This is a genomic window from Nocardia africana NBRC 100379 (assembly GCF_001612635.1).
Lineage (GTDB): Bacteria > Actinomycetota > Actinomycetes > Mycobacteriales > Mycobacteriaceae > Nocardia > Nocardia africana.
The window spans coordinates 328,407-344,764 of record NZ_BDAV01000010.1 but is presented as its reverse complement, the minus strand read 5'-3'; the positions used below and the strand labels follow the sequence as shown (position 1 = coordinate 344,764).

At 67.8% G+C, this 16,358-nt stretch carries 11 protein-coding genes (1 of these 11 only partly in view); 3 read left to right on the top strand and 8 right to left on the bottom strand.

The window, feature by feature from the left end:
- Nucleotides 1–22: 22 nt before the first annotated feature.
- The 5 genes from NA3_RS18605 to NA3_RS18585 all read right to left on the bottom strand — a co-directional run bounded on the left by NA3_RS18605 (nt 23) and on the right by NA3_RS18585 (nt 3,708).
- Nucleotides 23–823, bottom strand: coding sequence for a family 1 encapsulin nanocompartment shell protein (locus NA3_RS18605; RefSeq protein ID WP_062964877.1), 801 nt, complete (start codon nt 821–823; stop codon nt 23–25).
- Nucleotides 820–1,869, bottom strand: coding sequence for a Dyp-type peroxidase (locus NA3_RS18600; protein ID WP_062964876.1), 1,050 nt, complete (start codon nt 1,867–1,869; stop codon nt 820–822). The genes NA3_RS18605 and NA3_RS18600 overlap by 4 nt, the downstream gene beginning before the upstream one ends.
- Nucleotides 1,870–1,933: 64 nt before the next feature.
- A complete protein-coding gene (locus NA3_RS18595; RefSeq protein WP_030517171.1) occupies nt 1,934–2,260 on the bottom strand; it encodes a cupin domain-containing protein in 327 nt (108 codons plus the stop codon).
- Between the two features lie 132 nt (nt 2,261–2,392).
- The gene (locus tag NA3_RS18590; protein WP_062964875.1) at nt 2,393–2,899 is read right to left on the bottom strand and encodes a dihydrofolate reductase; all 507 of its coding nucleotides are present in this window, start codon (nt 2,897–2,899) and stop codon (nt 2,393–2,395) included.
- Complete coding sequence (locus NA3_RS18585) at nt 2,896–3,708, bottom strand: thymidylate synthase (protein WP_062964874.1); 813 nt, start codon at nt 3,706–3,708, stop codon at nt 2,896–2,898. The genes NA3_RS18590 and NA3_RS18585 overlap by 4 nt, the downstream gene beginning before the upstream one ends.
- A 71-nt stretch (nt 3,709–3,779) precedes the next feature.
- Here NA3_RS18585 and cobF point away from each other — a divergent pair, with 71 nt between their 5' ends.
- The 3 genes from cobF to NA3_RS18570 all read left to right on the top strand — a co-directional run bounded on the left by cobF (nt 3,780) and on the right by NA3_RS18570 (nt 6,620).
- Nucleotides 3,780–4,532 (top strand): precorrin-6A synthase (deacetylating), encoded by a 753-nt coding sequence (gene cobF / locus NA3_RS18580; RefSeq protein ID WP_062964992.1) that lies wholly within the window; start codon nt 3,780–3,782, stop codon nt 4,530–4,532.
- 131 nt (nt 4,533–4,663) lie between these two features.
- Nucleotides 4,664–5,623, top strand: a complete 960-nt coding sequence (locus tag NA3_RS18575; RefSeq protein WP_062964873.1) for a hypothetical protein — start codon at nt 4,664–4,666, stop codon at nt 5,621–5,623.
- 130 nt (nt 5,624–5,753) lie between these two features.
- A complete protein-coding gene (locus NA3_RS18570) occupies nt 5,754–6,620 on the top strand; it encodes an Fpg/Nei family DNA glycosylase (RefSeq protein WP_062964872.1) in 867 nt (288 codons plus the stop codon).
- Between the two features lies 1 nt (nt 6,621).
- Here NA3_RS18570 and NA3_RS18565 read toward each other — a convergent pair whose 3' ends face one another.
- From NA3_RS18565 to NA3_RS18555, 3 genes are all read right to left on the bottom strand, one after another.
- The gene (locus NA3_RS18565; protein WP_062964871.1) at nt 6,622–8,127 is read right to left on the bottom strand and encodes a carboxylesterase/lipase family protein; all 1,506 of its coding nucleotides are present in this window, start codon (nt 8,125–8,127) and stop codon (nt 6,622–6,624) included.
- A 16-nt stretch (nt 8,128–8,143) separates the two neighbouring features.
- Nucleotides 8,144–8,389 (bottom strand): DUF2630 family protein, encoded by a 246-nt coding sequence (locus NA3_RS18560; RefSeq protein WP_030517178.1) that lies wholly within the window; start codon nt 8,387–8,389, stop codon nt 8,144–8,146.
- Nucleotides 8,390–8,519: 130 nt separating this feature from the next.
- Nucleotides 8,520–16,358, bottom strand: partial view of a LuxR C-terminal-related transcriptional regulator gene (locus NA3_RS18555; protein ID WP_062964870.1) — the 3' portion only. It continues 19,515 nt past the right edge of the window; 7,839 of the gene's 27,354 nt are visible here — the last part of the coding sequence; its start codon lies beyond the right edge, outside the window — the gene reads right to left on this strand; its stop codon occupies nt 8,520–8,522.

Here is a 16,358-nt window from a genome sequence, read left to right as displayed (position 1 = left end):
TCGAAGATCGCTCGCGTCGTGCTCAGCCGCGCAGCGGGACGGCGGCCTCGGCGGTGTAGACCAGGAAGGTCAGGCTTTCCTGGAAGTACAGCTGCACACTCTCCGCATCGTGGGACAGGTAGCCGATCGACAGGTCCTGACCGAGTTGCAGATCGAAGTCGCCGCCGCGGGTGGTGAGCACGAAGGCGCCGTCGATAGCGGGCGCCCAGATGATCTCGCCCTCGGGGATCAGCCGCTCGATATGCGTGCGGATCGGGTGGCCATGGTCGGAGGTCTCGCTCACCGCGGTGTACAGATCGGCGCTCAGCAGCACCGAATACGGCCCGTCGACACCGGCGAGCCGCAGCTTGCTCAGCGCCTGGGCGATGGCCTCGGGGATGAGTCGCGGATCGCTCGGCGCGGTGACGGGCGTGTTCGACACGGCCGCCCGGATGCCGGTGATCCCGGCGGCGGGGTAGCCCTCGAAAACGGCGCGGTCCTCGGCGAACGCGATCTTGCGGGCGGCATCCTTCACCGGATCCAGATCCGCGTCCTGTGCGCCGCGCTCGACGTTGTCGAGTTCCTCGCGCGAGAGGGTGAACGGCACACGCAGCTCGACCAGCGGCGCGACCACGCGCCGGCGGGCCTGGACGCCCTCATCCGGCGCGTCGATGACGGTGGTGTGTCCCAATCCGACCGCGGAGTAGTCGGTGCCGTGCGGACCGGACAGGTCCACCACCCGGCGACCGGCGATATGACGCCGGAAGGTGCGCGTCGCCTCCTCCTCGATGGCCGACCACGCCTCGGAGCTGATCGGCGCGAGTTCACGATGCAAATTGTTCATTGAGGAATCCTTTTCAACGTGCCGATACCGAGGGAGCCGTCGCCCGCAGGCGCGGCCGTGGGCAGCTCGGCGGTTCCGGCTGCCGCGAGTTCCAGGTCCTGCTCCGACGCCTCCTGCATGGGGGCGTCCGGAAGGTCGTCGAAGAAATCGTTGGCCGGGGTGAAGAACAGGGTGCCGGTGATCGCGGTGGAGAAATCGAGAATGCGGTCGTAGGGCGCGTCGTCGGTGCCGAGGAACATGCGGACCAACATCCGCTCGGTGACATCCGGGGTAGCCGCGTAAGCGATGTAGTACGTGCCGAATTCGCCCTCGCGGACACTGCCGAAGGGCATGTTGGCGCGCAGGATCTGGCGCTCGGTGCCGTCCGGATCGATCAGGGTGTTCACCGCGACATGGGAATCCGCCGGCTTGTCCTCGTCGGACAGTTCCAGATCCTCGAGTTTGGTACGGCCGATGACGAGTTGCTGCTCCTCGACGGTCAGCGAACTCCACGCCTCCAGATCGTGCAGATACTTCTGCACGACGACATAACTGCCGCCGGCGAAGTCGGGGTCCTCGTCACCGATCAGTGCCGCGGCGACCGCGGCGGGACCCTCGGGATTCTCGGTGCCGTCGACGAAGCCGAGCAGATCACGCTGTTCGAAATAGCGGAATCCGACCGTCTCGTCGATGATCGTGGCCGCGCCCTTCAACCGGGAACCGATCAGCATCGCCAATTCGAAACAGGCGTCCGGCAATTCGCCCTTGATGTGAAACAGCAGATCACCCGGTGTGGCCGGGGCCTGATGCTTCTCCCCGGCATAGCCCGGAAATTCGTGCAGCTGTGCGGGTTTCGGGCCGGCGAACAGCCGATCCCACGCGGCGGAACCGATACTCGTCACGCAGGACAGTCGCGTCTCCGGAACCCGGAATCCGATCGAGCGCCGCAGTCCCGCCAGATCGGCGAGCAGGTCGCGCACCACCGGCTCACCGCCCTCGTCGATGGTCGCGACGAGGAAGATCGCGGCGCGCGAAAGCGGATCGAGGATCGGCTGCGGCTCACCCATGATCAACAGGGTACGGTGCCGGGCCGGCAGCGGGTGCGGACGGCCCGGCCTCGCGAGACCGGCCTCACTTCGCGACGGTCAGCAGGAATACCGCGTCGTCGATCGCCTTCACACTGTGCCGGGCCGAGGGAATGACGAGCAGATCGCCGGGCGAGCCCTTCCACTCGTTGGTGCCGCAGATCAGAATCAGGGTTCCGGTCAGGACCTGCAGGGTGGCTTCGCCGTGAGTTTCGTGCTCGGCCAGGCTCTGGCCGGCGGTCAGCGCGATGAGGGTCTGGCGCAGGCTGTGGGTGTGGCCGCCGTAGAGGGTTTGCGAACTGCGTCCACTCGTGGCGGATGCGGCCAGCTTGAGCTGCTGGCGGGCCGCCGCCGTCAGCGATTTCTTGTCCATGATCTGCCTCTCGCGGTTCAGCCGGGATCTGGCTGTGGTCACAGGCTGGATATCGCTGAGTATGCCGGACCCACCTCGCGCGGTCGGGCGTTTCGCCGATGCGATTCGGGTTCGATACCTGCCGGACTCGGTTCAGCCGACGGTAGCGGGGGCGGTGTCGCGGGCGAAGCGCCGGATCCGGTAGCGCAGACCCGAGCGCGACTGCGACCAGGGCGCGTCCTCCACCCGCCAGTCGCCCTCGATCGCGGGTGCGTAGGCGTCGCCGGGAATATCGGCGTCGACTTCGGTGACCATCAGTTCGGTCGCGTAATCCATTGCCTGCCGGTAAATTTCGCCGCCACCGATGATCCACACGGTATCCGCGGCGGCCAGTGCGATGGCGCCGGCCACCGAATCGGCACGTTCGGCGCCCGGGGCCGACCACTGCGATTGCCGCGTGATCACGATATTGCGGCGTCCGGGCAGCGGCCGGAAGCGAGCGGGCAGCGAATCCCAAGTGCGCCGGCCCATCAGCACCGGATGATCGGCGGTGACCACTTTGAAATGTGCAATATCCTCCGGCACCCGCCACGGGATGGCGTTGTCGGCGCCGATCACGCCGGCCGGGGTCTGCGCCCAGATCAGGCCGATGCGGCTCATACCGCCACCGGGGCCTTGATCGCCGGATGGTGGCGGTAGTCGAGCACTTCCACGTCGTCGTAGGTGTAGTCGAACAGGCTCGGCGCGGGCCGCAGATGCAACCGCGGGAACGGATACGGCTCGCGGCCGAGTTGTTCGCGGACCTGCGTCAGATGGTTGTCGTAGATGTGGCAGTCGCCGCCGGTCCAGATGAAATCGCCGGGTTCCAATTCGGTCTGCTGCGCGACCATGTGGGTCAGCAGGGCGTAGCTCGCGATGTTGAACGGCACCCCGAGAAACAGGTCGGCGCTGCGCTGATACAGCTGGCAGGACAGTTTTCCGTCCGCCACGTGGAATTGGAAGAACGCGTGGCACGGGGCCAGCGCCATCTTGTCCAGGTCCGCCACGTTCCACGCCGAGACGATGATCCGGCGGGAATCGGGATCGGTGCGCAGGGTCTGCAGGACTTGCGCGATCTGGTCGATGTGGGTGCCGTCCGGAGTGGGCCAGCTGCGCCACTGGACGCCGTAGACCGGTCCGAGTTCACCGTGCGCATCGGCCCATTCGTCCCAGATCGTCACGCCGTGCTCGTGCAGCCAGCGAATATTGGAATCGCCGCGCAGGAACCACAGCAATTCGTAGACGATGGATTTGAGATGCACCTTTTTCGTGGTGATCAGGGGGAATCCGGCGGAGAGGTCGTAGCGCAGCTGATGTCCGAAAATCGAACGCGTACCCGTACCGGTGCGGTCGGATTTCGGCGTACCGCGCTCGAGTACCAGCCGCAGCAGATCCTCGTACTGGGTGTCGTTTCCGGGCGCGCCGTCCATATCCGCAAGCCTAGCCTTCGGGCGACCACCGCCCTCATCCCGCGGTGGCCCGCTGGCTAGCCTGGGGCACCGTGCGCATGCTGTATGTGATCGGAATCGGCGCCGGGGATCCCCGGCAGGTGACCGTGCAGGCGGTCGAGGCGATTCGGCAGGTCGACACGTTCTTCGTCATCGGTAAGGGGGAGACCAAGCGGGAACTGACCGAGGTCCGCGCCGCGATCCTCGCCGCGCACGCCGATCCGGCCCATCGCGTGGTGGCCATCGCCGATCCGCCGCGCGAACGCACGGTCGAGGGCGCCGCCGATTATCGCGAGGTGGTCGACGACTGGCATCGCCGCCGGGCCGAACTGCTGGCCGAGGCGTTCGATGCCGCCGAGGGGGTCGGCGGCATTCTGGTCTGGGGCGATCCCTCGCTCTACGACAGCACACTGCGGATGGTGCAGCGGGTGCTGGACGCGGGAACGCGATTCGAGTACACGGTGATCCCCGGGGTCACCAGCGCCCAGGCGCTGGCGGCGGCCCATCGCATCGTGCTGCACGAGATCGGCGAACCGGTGCACATCACCACCGGTCGCCGCGTGCGCGCCGAGGGCGTGGCGGCCGACGGGCCGACGCTGGTGATGCTCGACGGCGAGTGTTCGTTCACGCAGGTGCCCGGCGACGATCTGCACATCTGGTGGGGCGCCTACCTGGGGATGCCGGACGAGACGTTGATCGAGGGTCCGCTGCGTGCGGTGGAGGATCGAATAGTCCGGCGTCGCAACGAACTTCGGGAAGCCAAAGGGTGGGTGATGGACATATACCTTTTGCGCAGAGTCGGTTAGCGGCCGTTCGCGCCGCGGACATGTCCGAAATAGCTCCAAAATTGCTGTGGAATACATCGATACGAATGTGATCCAGACCACCGGCGATTTCGAATCACTGTCAATCGATCGGAATCCGACTGGAGGTTTTCATGGCAGGGCAGCATTCGGCGGCATCGGGACAGTGGTGCCGGCGCGTTGGTTCCTCACTCGTCATCGGTGCGTTGCCACTGACCGTGGCACTGTGGCAGACGGGTGTGGCGGGGGCGGCCGCGCCGAGCGCCGATTCGGGTGTGGCACCGGCCGCCGGGATGCTGCCGGACGCCGGAACCGTCGCCGCCGGTGTGTCGAACGCGGCGGATGCGGTGGCACACGTGGTCGCGCAGGCCAACCCGTGGCAGTTCCAGCCGAGCGCCGCGACCGACCCGGCCGTACCGCCGTTCGCCGCGCCGGTCGCGGATGCGGAACCGAATGCCACCACCGCCGACGCCACCGCGCCGGCCGCCGCGCCCGCCGCGGGCATCTCGTCGAACCGTAACGCCGCCAACAGCACTCGGGCCCTGCCCGATCTCACCGCACCGGCCATGGTGAATCCCGGGGCGCTGCATATGCCCGACCTCGCCCATCCCGCGCCGCCGGTGGCGCCGATCAAGGCGCCCGACGGCACCATCCGGATCGGTTCGGTCGTGACGCCCCGGCCCGACTTCATCGATCCACAGCTGACCGCGCAGATCAACGATTCCGCCGCGCAGACCGAGGCGGGGCTGGCACAGACCCTGGACTCCGCCGGGTTCGAGCCGTCGCGTTCCGACCGGATCGCCGCGGACACCCTCGGTGGCGCGGTGATCGGATCCAGTGTGGGCAATATCGTCAGCAGCCCGATCGCGAGCACCAGCGCGGTCGTCGGCGCGGTCGCCGGTCTGATCGCCGGGGTTCCGTTCCTGCCCGCCGGCCTGATCGTCATGCCGATCGTCGGCGCCGCCATCGGTTACGCGGTGATCGCGGCGCCGGCCGCTGCCGCGGGTGCCGCGATCGGCGCCGGGGTGGGCGCGATCGAGGGCGCGGTCGCTCCCGGTGTGGCCGCACCGCAGCAGGGGCCCGTCCAGATGTGATTCCACTCGCGTTCCGCGGGTTCGACGGCCGCGTTCTCCCGGTGGGAACGCGGCCGTTCGCGTCGGCCGGGCCGTCCCGCGTGCCGTGTGAAAGCGGCCGGTTGTCGGTGGGCGCCGGTAGGCTGCGGGAATGCCCGAGTTGCCGGAGATCATGGCGCTCGAACAGTTTCTGGTCGAGCATGCCGTAGGCGCGGTTGTCGGGCGGGTCGACGTCGCGGCGCTGAGTGTGCTGAAGACGTTCGATCCGCCGGTGACCGCGCTGTCCGGGCGCGACGTCACCGGTGCCGGGCACTGGGGTAAGCATCTGGGCCTCGACTGCGACGGCCTGTGGCTGATCACGCATCTGTCCCGCGGCGGCTGGCTGCGCTGGATCGACGAACCGGGCGCCGCGCCGCCGAAACCGGGTAAAGGCCCGCTCGCACTGCGGGTCCACTTCTTCACCCGCGAGGGCGCCACACCCGCCTTCGATCTCACCGAAGCCGGAACCAAGAAGCGGCTCGCCGTCTGGATCACCGAGGACCCGCAGTCGGTGCCCGGCATCGCCCGGCTGGGCCCCGACGCGCTCGAGATCTCCGAGGACCGCTTCGCCGAACTCCTCGCCGGCACCTCGCAGCGATTGAAGACAGTGCTGGCCGATCAGACCGTGCTGGCCGGGATCGGCAACGCCTACTCCGACGAGATCCTGCACGCCGCCCGGCTCTCGCCCTTCGCCACGGCGTCCACGCTCGGCGCGGACAAAGTCGCCGAGTTGTACCGGGCCATGCGTGGAATCCTCACCGATGCGATCACCCGCTCCGTCGGCCAGGACGCGGCCCGGCTCAAGGGGGAGAAGCGCTCCGGCATGCAGGTGCACGCGCGGACCGGACTGCCCTGCCCGGTCTGCGGTGACACCGTGCGGGAGGTCGCCTACGCCGACAAGTCGTTCCAGTACTGCCCGACCTGTCAGACCGGCGGCAAGATCCTCGCCGACCGGCGCATGTCCCGGCTGCTCAAGTAGGTCAGACCAGCGCGGGAACCCGGACCCCGTGCCATGCGAGGCGTTTCTCACGGTCCGGATCGACCTCCACCCGGGCCGGGCTGTCGATGATGCGGGTACTGCGGCGCTGCTCGGTGTACTGCGGCCAGGACGGCAGCGGCTCGCCCTTGCGGGCGAACGAGAGCCAATTGTCCTGGAATTCGCGCTGCACCGCGAGGAAGTCCCGATAGCCGCCGGCCGCGGTGAGGCCGCGCCCGATGGGGCTGTCCACCCCGCCGAACACCGGAATCAGATCGAGGGCGTGGGTGGCGCCGAAGCCGGCCAGCTGGACCGCGCGCGGTGCGTAGTCGAACCGATAGGCGTAGGTCGGGGCGTGGCGGCTGTGGCCCTCGAGCACCTCCACGGTGGGCCGCCAGAAGACGAAGTCACCGCCCATGCGCACGGCGGCCCGCCGCGACGGATAGCCGGGATAGGCCGCGACGACCCGCTTTTCGAGGTCGGCGTCGCCGCAGCGCGACAACGCCACGTGCAGCTGTTCGGCGGTGGTGGGCAGGGAGCGGTCGAAGCGTTTGAACAGCGTCGCCTCGTCGCGATTGGTGCCGATGATCAGCGGGACGGCGTGGGCGTGCCCGGCGGCGATGGCATCGATCGGGTCCATCGGCAGGAAATCGCCGTCGACGACCGGGGCGGCGGGGAAACTGCCGGGCTGGCGCCACAGCACATCGCCGATCGCGCGATCGGCGGCCTTGCGGATATCGTTCGCGCCGGCGGTGCTCAGCGCCTCGGCCGCCTGTTCCGGCGTGGCGCCGAGATTGTCGACGCAGCGCCGGGCGAAGGCCCGCGCCGCCTCGGCCGTCAGCGACCAGTCCGCCGGGGCGCTCTGCGCGATGGCGCGATGGAACAGCCCGGCCGCGGCCGGAGTGGCGAGCAGGCTGACCACCGCGTGCGCCCCCGCCGATTCGCCGAAGATGGTCACGTTGTTCGGATCGCCGCCGAAGGCGGCGATATTGCGCTGCACCCACCGCAGCGCCGCCACCTGGTCGCGCAGACCCAGGTTCGATTCGAACGGCCTTGTCGCCGTGGAGAATTCACCGAAGTCGACATAGCCGAAGGCGCCCAGCCGATAGTTGAACGACACGACGACCACATCGCCGCGCAATGCCAGCCGGGCTCCGGAATACAACCGCAGCGCCGAGGTGCCCAGCACATAACCGCCACCGTGGATGAACACCATGACCGGCCGGGGTGTGCCGGCCGGCTCCACGGGCGCGGTGACATTCAGAGTCAGGCAGTCCTCACTCGTCGGTTGTGCGCCGCGTGGTCCGATGCGCGCGCCGTCGCGCTGCTGCATCGCGGCGAATCCGTATTCGGTGGCCATGCGCACCCCGGACCAGCTCTCGACGGGCTGCGGCGCGCGGAAACGAAGATCGCCGACGGGCGGCGCGGCGAACGGAATCGAACGCCACTGCGCGATGCGACGCCGTCTGAGACCGCGGACAACGCCGTCGGCGGTCGTGATGTCAACCATGACCCGATGCTAACCGTTACTGCAGGTACCCTTCGACCTGCTTCACGGGGTTGGCCTGGGCCTCGTCCGGGTTGCCGCCCTGGTCGATGCGGGCCCGCCGCTGCCGCAGCAGATCCCAGCACTGATCCAGCATCACCTCGAGATCGGCCAGCTTCGCCCGCTCGGTCTCGGGATCGAGCTCCCCGCTGGTGGCCTTGGACCGCAGCTGATGCTCCTGCTTCACCAGGTCCTGGATGTGGGCAAGGATGTCCTGTTCGGTCATGAGGCCATGGTACGGCGCGGTGCCGGGGGCAGGGGACGACGATTCACCCCGGCGTGGGTTCCACGGTGTCGCTCCGGCGTGCGACGAGGCCGGAGTGTGCCGTTTCGCGGGGCGGCTCGGTCGATCGTGGTCAGTGATCGTCGGCAATGTGGTCGCCGGGCAGTACTGTGGCGGCGAGGGCCGGCGGGGTCGGGCCCGGACTGTCGATCGAGCTGATCCAGGGAATGCCCGCCGCTGCCATCGCCTCCCGCAATTCGCGGCCGGGGCGTTCGCCGTGGAAGACGACGTAGGCGATGTCGGAAGCCTGGACACCGCCGTGCGTTTGGGCCTGGATGAGGACGTTTCGATGAAAACGGTCCCCGTCGTAATCACGACCGATCCCTTCGAGGCCGAAGTATCCGAACTCGCCGTGCTCCGTCGGTGTCGCTCCGAATGATTCGGGCCGCGGATCGGAGAGTGCGCTCGGTATGACCTGAGTATGGACCGGGCTACCGATGCAGCCCGTCGTTCGCTCACGGACCGCCGACCGCAATACGATGTCCACATCGCCGAAATCCTGCACCGGCGCGAAATCGGCTTCATGGATCCACGCGCGCCACGTCCTGCGAATTCGGCTGTGGATGGGGCGCAGCTCTACCGGAAGATCCGGACGGTACCCGAACAGCACCTGTTCGAGTTCTCGCCGAGCTTCCAGCGGAACTTGCGCGAAGACACTCCGCCCGCCCGTTTCGAAGATGGTCTTGAACCTGCCGTCCCGGAGAATCTTCAGCAAGGTCGCGGCTTTGGTGCGATGCACGATCTCGCCCGCGAAGGCCCGCTTCAATTCCTCGGCGGTCAGCGCGTCGAGCCGTTCCGGTGTGATTCCCAGTTCCGCGGCCAGTGCCGCGGCCCGGCGTGCATTCCCCGCATGACGTTCGGCATAGGCACGTTCGGCCTCGTCGGGGATGAGTCGAATCGCTTCGGCGCGAAGTTCCGGCGCCGACGGATCACCGGCATGTTCCGCATCGAGGATCCGTTCGAGCAATTCGACCGCGTCATCGCTCGGACGTCCGGGGAACTTCGGTACCGCACCGATGAGCGTCGTTCCATCCTCGGCCGGGGTCGGGGACGAGTGGGTCGTCGGGGTCGTAGCCGGCTGCTCGCGCGCGTTGTCCGCAACCTCCCACGGTTGCCCGTCCGGCCGATGATGGAAACCCATCGCCCACATCGGTTCTACCGGAACGTGTTCGATCGGCCGGCGGTCCGGGCCGCGGACCGGACGGTCGAGGATCGTCGGATCGAACTCGGGGGCGAAGAGGGTCACCGGGCCGCGGCGCTCTCCGGTCGGCGCGGCGGGTCCGGGGCTACCGTTCGGGCCGTTGAGCGCCGTGCCGGTACCGGATACATCGATGATGTTGGCGAGGAACGGGACTCGGGCGACCGCGGCAGTCGGATGGCGGCGCAGGACGGTTTCGCGCACGGTCCGGATGTACCCTTCGGTTTCCGGGTGATCGCGGCGCCGCAGGTAGTGGCCGAAGTCGTAGTCACCGCCGAGCAAATCCTGCGTTGTCTCCGCGAACAGCAGCAGCCTGTGGTTCGCGGGTGTGGACGGACGGTTGCGGCGCAGTTGTGTGCGCAGGGCGTCGTCGAGGATCTCGGGAGCGGCATCCGGTGAGGCGGCCAGCACATCCGCGACGATGGATGTGAACCACTGGGCAATTCGCCCCTCCGCCGATCTCGTGCCATCGAATCCGTCGCGCAGCCGCATGGCGTGACGCAGCTGGTACGGCTCGATCCAGTGGTTCAGGAAGCGGTCGTACACCGGCCGGCAGGCGATCATCGGAAGCAGACTGTCGCCCGCGTATCGCGCTCGGAAGTATGCCGGTGACTGCCGGTCCAGGGCTCGGCAACCCGGATAGTTCAATCCGTAGACACCGTCGCGGGGAATGGGATCGAAATGCCGGAACTCCTCCGGCCGCACGTGCTTTCGGGTCAGGTCACGATCGGCCTGCAGGATCGGCCGGGCCGCGATCGTCGCGAGGTAGGCGTACTGCGGAAGCTCGTCGAAGGACAGGTCGCGCTGTACGCGGCCGATGGCGCTGGCACGTGCCGCGGTGTCGGGTCCGCTGGGTTGCTCCGGTTCACCTCCCCACATCGTCCCGTATTTGTAGAGGAGCAGCAGTTCGCCGGGCGTCCGGGGTCGTGACTGTTCCAGGAGCAACCTGCGGCCGCTCGTATTGGGAAGGCCGAGAGCCGCTTCCGCCTCCAGCGTGGCAGCGGAGAATGCCGCGAGCACGCTCAGCCGGGGCCCGCGTTCGGCCAGCCAGTTCAGCTGCCAATCCCAGTAGTCGGGGCTGTCGATCCAGGCCGGGTCGGGCCGCTCACGGGCCGCGATTCGCAGCAGATCCTCCACATAGTCGAAGCTCGGCCCCAAACCGAGTAGTTCCGCGGCGAGCCGATCGGGTTGGGGTGCATAGGCGGTCGCGGACGACGGCCGGCTCCCGATGGTGGGTTCGGCCGAGGGCAAGCCGCGTCGTTCGGCCTCGGCCGCGGCCAGCTCGCTGAAGTTGCGGTGGACTATCGCTTCGCCCTCGGTCGGCGTCAGGCTGTCGACCTCGGCAGCCACTACCGATTCGGCCTCGGCCTCGTCCGGTTGGAGAGCACCGTCCTGGCGGATGCTGTACGAGCTGAATTGGGCCACCATCCAGGCCCGTAGCGCTGGAAGGTCGTTGGAGCCATATCTTTCCTCGAAGGCTCGCGTGACCACCTCATACGCACTCGGCGCGTGGACGGGCAGGAGTCTGCGCAGCAGATGCGCCAATTCGTGAATGGCCAAGCAGAAGTACACCCGATCGAGATCGATGCGCAGCCGTTCGGCAGCCAACTGCTCTACCGCTTCGGCGTGCATTCGCGCCGGTGCGGTCATCCACAATTCGTTGAATTCGATGCCGTCGAAGGAGGTGCGGGCGAATTCGCCGGCGTCCCCGGGAGCGATTCTGATCTCGGACAAGTCGCCGAGGAGGATCGGGAAGCGGGCGATCATGTGCCGTACCGCCGCGATGAGCTCACCGGCGGTGGCCGCAGGGATGCCGGGGTTGTCGAGACCGATGATGTCGATGCCGTAATCGGCTCGCAGCGCCGCGGCCATGGTCAGCTTGGCCTGCTGTTCCGTCGGCGTGACAGGGCGGTATTCGGCCGTGAGTTGCTCTCGATCCCGGGCTTTCCCGGCTTCGAGCTGCGGTGCGATCTCGATCAACAGGTTGTGAAGCACCCGCTCCCCGTCCGATGTGTCCCGTGGATCGTGTTCCATGGCCGCGAAGGCTCCCGCCAGCGCTGCAGCCGAGTTCAATCGTCCCTTCCCATCGGGTCCGTATTCGCGGAATTGGCTGTTGGACCAGGCGAATGCCTCGCGCGGAGACCATCGCATCGGCCCCCGGTGATTGTTCTCATGGTGGTCGATAAGCGTCGTCTTGGCTTTCCGCTGTGCGATCAGCCGAGTCGCAACATTGAGTGAGTAGCCGAACTCACGGCGGATCAGGCCGACTACCGGCTCGGCGACGGATCCCACAGCGCGGCCGCTGTTCACCATGTCGGCCCATTCCGAAGCGAAGAGCTCCCGGTCGGCAGCGACGGCGTCGGATACCGTGATCGACCGCGTGTAGGGGTAACGCGTGTCGGTTCCGGCGACGTGGTCGCTCTCGGCGAGCAGACGCGACTCGGAAATGGGGCCGAACCCGATCCGGAGTAGTTGAATGTGAGGGTATTTCGTCAACAGCTGGTGTATCGCTCGAGCGAGCTCACGAACGAGTTCCACCGTGATGCCGGGCACGTCGAACCCGAACATACGAACGGCGTGTCTGCGCCACATCTCCGCCGCGACCGCGGCACCCGTCGTACAGGACCGGAACGGGTCGGCAACGGCCCGATCGACTGCATCGGCCGCCACCACCGAATCGCGTGCCGCGCGAGCGAGGCGCCGATGCTGCTCACGCAATTCCTCCGGGTAGCCGGGATCGTCGAACGGCAATCGCTGTTCCGGGGTGGCGGTGCGCCAATGGCGTTGGAGGCGCCCATTGTGAATTCGGCCGGCCAGGTCGTCCAGGAAGTCGTCGGCCGAGACATCTGTTCCGGAAGCCAGCGCGGCGACCACGATCGGCACGGCGATCTCCGCCAATCGCAGATATTCGGACAGCACGTCGTCCGGAAGATCGTGAAAACCCGTGATGGACGGCGAAATTCGGTTGCTGCCGTCGTGCGCTTCGATCCAGGCCGGGTCGGCCGTCGTGTCGAGCACAGCCCCGTATCCAGGCGTTTCACCAGGTGGTTCAGCGGCCGCAACCGCGTACAGTCGAGCCGCCGATCCCACGACCAGCGAACGCGGAAGGGGTGTGGGAACGTCGCTGCTCGTCTCCTCGGATCGGGGCGCCGAGCCGATTACCCCCTCGTCGTCCCGCCGGCCGGGCGCTTCCGCTGCTTCGTGCAGCGCCGGGTTTTCGGCCCGTGTGGTGCCCGAGCTCGGATCGGCCGCCGACGGCCGGGGTGGGTCGGATTTCCGGTGGGGGTCTCTGCGCGCGTCGGGTTCGTGGTGGTCGTTCGGGTTCACGGTGGGAACGATTTCGGCAGCTGAGCGGTTGCCGGAGACCTTTCCGATCCACGATTCGGCAGGGCGTGTCGTATGAGCGCGACCCTGCGGCAAACCTCCGGTCCACGGCAGGGTGCGCGGGTCCACGGGTGCCGGTACTTCCTGGCGCGCGGGTGTCGTCCACGGTGATGTCCCTACGGCACCCGGCGGGGTCTTACCTCGTCCCGAGTGGTCCGGCCCGGCGATCAGCACCACGGTGACGTTGTCCCGAGTGCCGGCGTCGACGGCCGCGGTGGCGAATGCTTGCGCGGCGGCGAGGAGATTTCCCGATGTCCTGGCCAGTTGGGCCCGGACCTGGTCCGCGATCGCATCCGGCGTGCCGATCTTCTTGATCGGACCGTCGGAAACGAGCGCGACCACGCCGCGGCCGGCGATTCGGTGGGCAGTCGGATCCGGTTCGCGCCATTCGTATTTCACGCCGAGGCCACGGGTGAGCGAGGACGCGTGCGGCATGCGTGCGGCCTGTTCCGCGCTCAGGCCCATCACATCCATATAGCTCTGCAGTGCCGAATCGTCGGTGGTCAACTGGACTGCCGGACCGCCGTCCAGCGGAACCCAGTACGCACGGGAGTCGCCGGCGCATTCCGTGAACACGTGGGTCGAGGTGACCAGTGACAGGACGATCGTGCTCACCGGTGGCAGATCGCAACCGGGGAACTCCCGCGAGATCAGGTCCAGTACCGCGGTCTGGGCCGCCTGCGTCGCTTTCGCCAGTACGGCCGCCGGATCCCAGGTCCGGCCGGCCACAACGGCGGCGGCCTCGTGTTCGAGGACCGCGCATGCCGCGGCCGAGCCGACGGCAGCGGCACGGTCGCTGCGGGTCGCTTCCCCGGAGGTGCCGTCACAGACCGCGGCAAGCGTTACTCGTTCACCATTGATCACCGCGGTCGCGATGGCGAAGTCGTCCTGATTCGCCGTGCGGCGACCGACATCGGTGACACCGGCGGCATGGCCGAGGTTCACTTCCTTGTGCGGCTCCGGAGGTGGCAGGTCGAGCCACGGCTCTCGACCGTCGGCCGGTGCGGATGCGACAGGTGACTGAGCTTCGGGCGGTGCGATCGGCGCCGGCTCACCTGGCCCGGGCTTCTCCGTGCCCGGTGCGGCCACCGGCTGCGCCTCCAATGTTGGCAGCAACTCGCGGACCCGGCGATCGGCCTGTCGATAGTTGTCGACAGTCCGAGCGATTCCCTGTTCTCGCGCCAACAGGTCCGCCGCGTTGTCCCGGTCCAGCAGCGCCATCAGCCAGTGCCGTGCCGCATCGGCATAGGAGACCAGTGCCTCCACGCGGGGGGTTGCGGGCACCGATCGCGGATCCTGCGCGAGATTCCACAGCTCGTAGGCCGCGGTCCAGGCATGCCGTATCTGCTGGACCTCCGCGGCCCGCGTCGAATCGGATTCCAGCCGAGCCGATTCCGCGGCGAGACCCTCGATGGTCTGTGCGAGTTCGGTGATGTCGACACCGTCGAGCGATGCCGAGCCCCGAGCCCACGGTGACGTATTCGCCGGTGCGGTATCGATTTTCGACGCATGGGAGGCGAGCACCTCGGTGGCTACCCGGTATCTGTCGGTCGCTTCGGCCAGGTGGCTTCGACGTGCCGTGACACCGTGGGCGACCTGTCCCGCGGACAGATCATCGTCGAGTTCGGTATGCGCGATATCCAGCCAGCGGCCGACCGCCCGGGCAAATGTCTCCAACTCGGTGCGCTGGGTCGTGGTGATCGGCGCGGCACCCGGCATCAGCCTGTCCAGGTGCGTGAGGATGCGGCCGAGATGCGCATGCAAGGGACCGTCGGCATCGAGCTGTTCCGCGGTGATCGCGGCGTGAATGTCCCGCAGCCACGCCGGAGAGAGCGGATCCTCGACGCGGCCGACGGGCTGCCGCACCGACGGCCGGTCTTCGCTCCATGGGCGCACGGCACTGACATTGTCGCCGCCGCGCGGGTCGTCGGCGAAGACGAGCCACGGGTTGTCCAACTGTCCGGGGAGGACGGCGGGGGCGCGGTCGTTCGGCACGCCCCCGAAGGGGGCGAAGCTCTCCTCGCCCCGCGGAGCGGCACCACGCCGTTGCCGACGAGCACCGCCTTGCTTGCGACGGGGTGTGGTCGCGTCGTTCGGTTGCGCGCCTTCGCGATCTGTCGGTGCCGGCTTGCCCGCCGGACCTCCGGTTCGACCGTCACCGCGCGCGACGACCGGAATTCGGGTACGGACAGCGAGGCCCGGATTCAGCGCGATCAGCAGTTGCAGCGTTGCGCGACATGACGAGCAGCCCTGCAAATGGGCATTCACCCGACTTTCGGCTCGCTTGCGCAGGGGCCCGCGGACCCACGCTCCGAGTTGTTCCACTGTGTCGCGGCAGGATTCGTCGGGTTCATGCGGAATCTGCGCTTGGAGATACGCCGCTCGCAGTTCCTCCATCGCCCGGTGTCGCGCCACATTTGCGGCATTGGCGGAGGGCGCCTCGATGAGGCGTGCCAGCTCAGCCGCCGGTAGACCGAAGTTGGCCAGTATCAGCCGAACACGTTCGGACAAGGTACCCAGGGCCAGCGCCCGTGCGAGGAGAGCATGCTCGCGTCTTCCGAACTCCGTATCGACGGGCTCTTCAGCCATGTCGTAGCGAGTCATATCGTCGCTCAACGTAATTCGATCGTTGTAGCGGAGTTTCTGAGACAGGGCTTGGTGACGCACTGACGTCAGCACATAGGCCCGGAACGCGGACTCCGGTCCCAAACCCTTCCGCAGGGCGGCGAGGGTTGCGTGAAACGCATATGACACCAGATCGTCCGCGTCCGAGGGCCGGAAGCGAGCGCGTGCGTACTTCCGAACCGCGTCGACGTGACGTTCGAACAGTGTCCCGAAAGCTTCTGTGTCCCCGTCGCGCACTGCGGCCATCAGCTCGACATCGTCGCGGGGATCCGACTCCGTGAACATCGCGACGTGCTGTCGCGGCCCCGGAATCAGGGTGCGGCCGATCGATGGTGAATCGGTCGATTGTTGCGGTACTCGCACATCGCTCGAGCTCTTGGAGGCGGCGGTGTCCTTATCGGCGCCCACCGACTTCGATTCCGGTGAGGGCTGGGCTGGAATCCGCAGCTTCCCGCGCTCGGAGCTGGAAACGCCCGGCGTATTCGCGTCGGAGTCGTCCCCGGGTTCCGCCCGGCCCAGGCGGGTGGCGGGCGCGGGCACTTGGTGCCGGTCCGTGCCGGTCTCTCGGTCGTCCGTGCCGAGGCGGTCTTCCGGCGCGCCGTCGGCCTTGTAGGTGATGGTGTGGAAGGTGGCGCCCTCCAGTTGCTGCTGCAGCAGCTGACCGTGGCGTCGCCGTGTGTCCTTGGGATCGCTTTCGGTGACGCC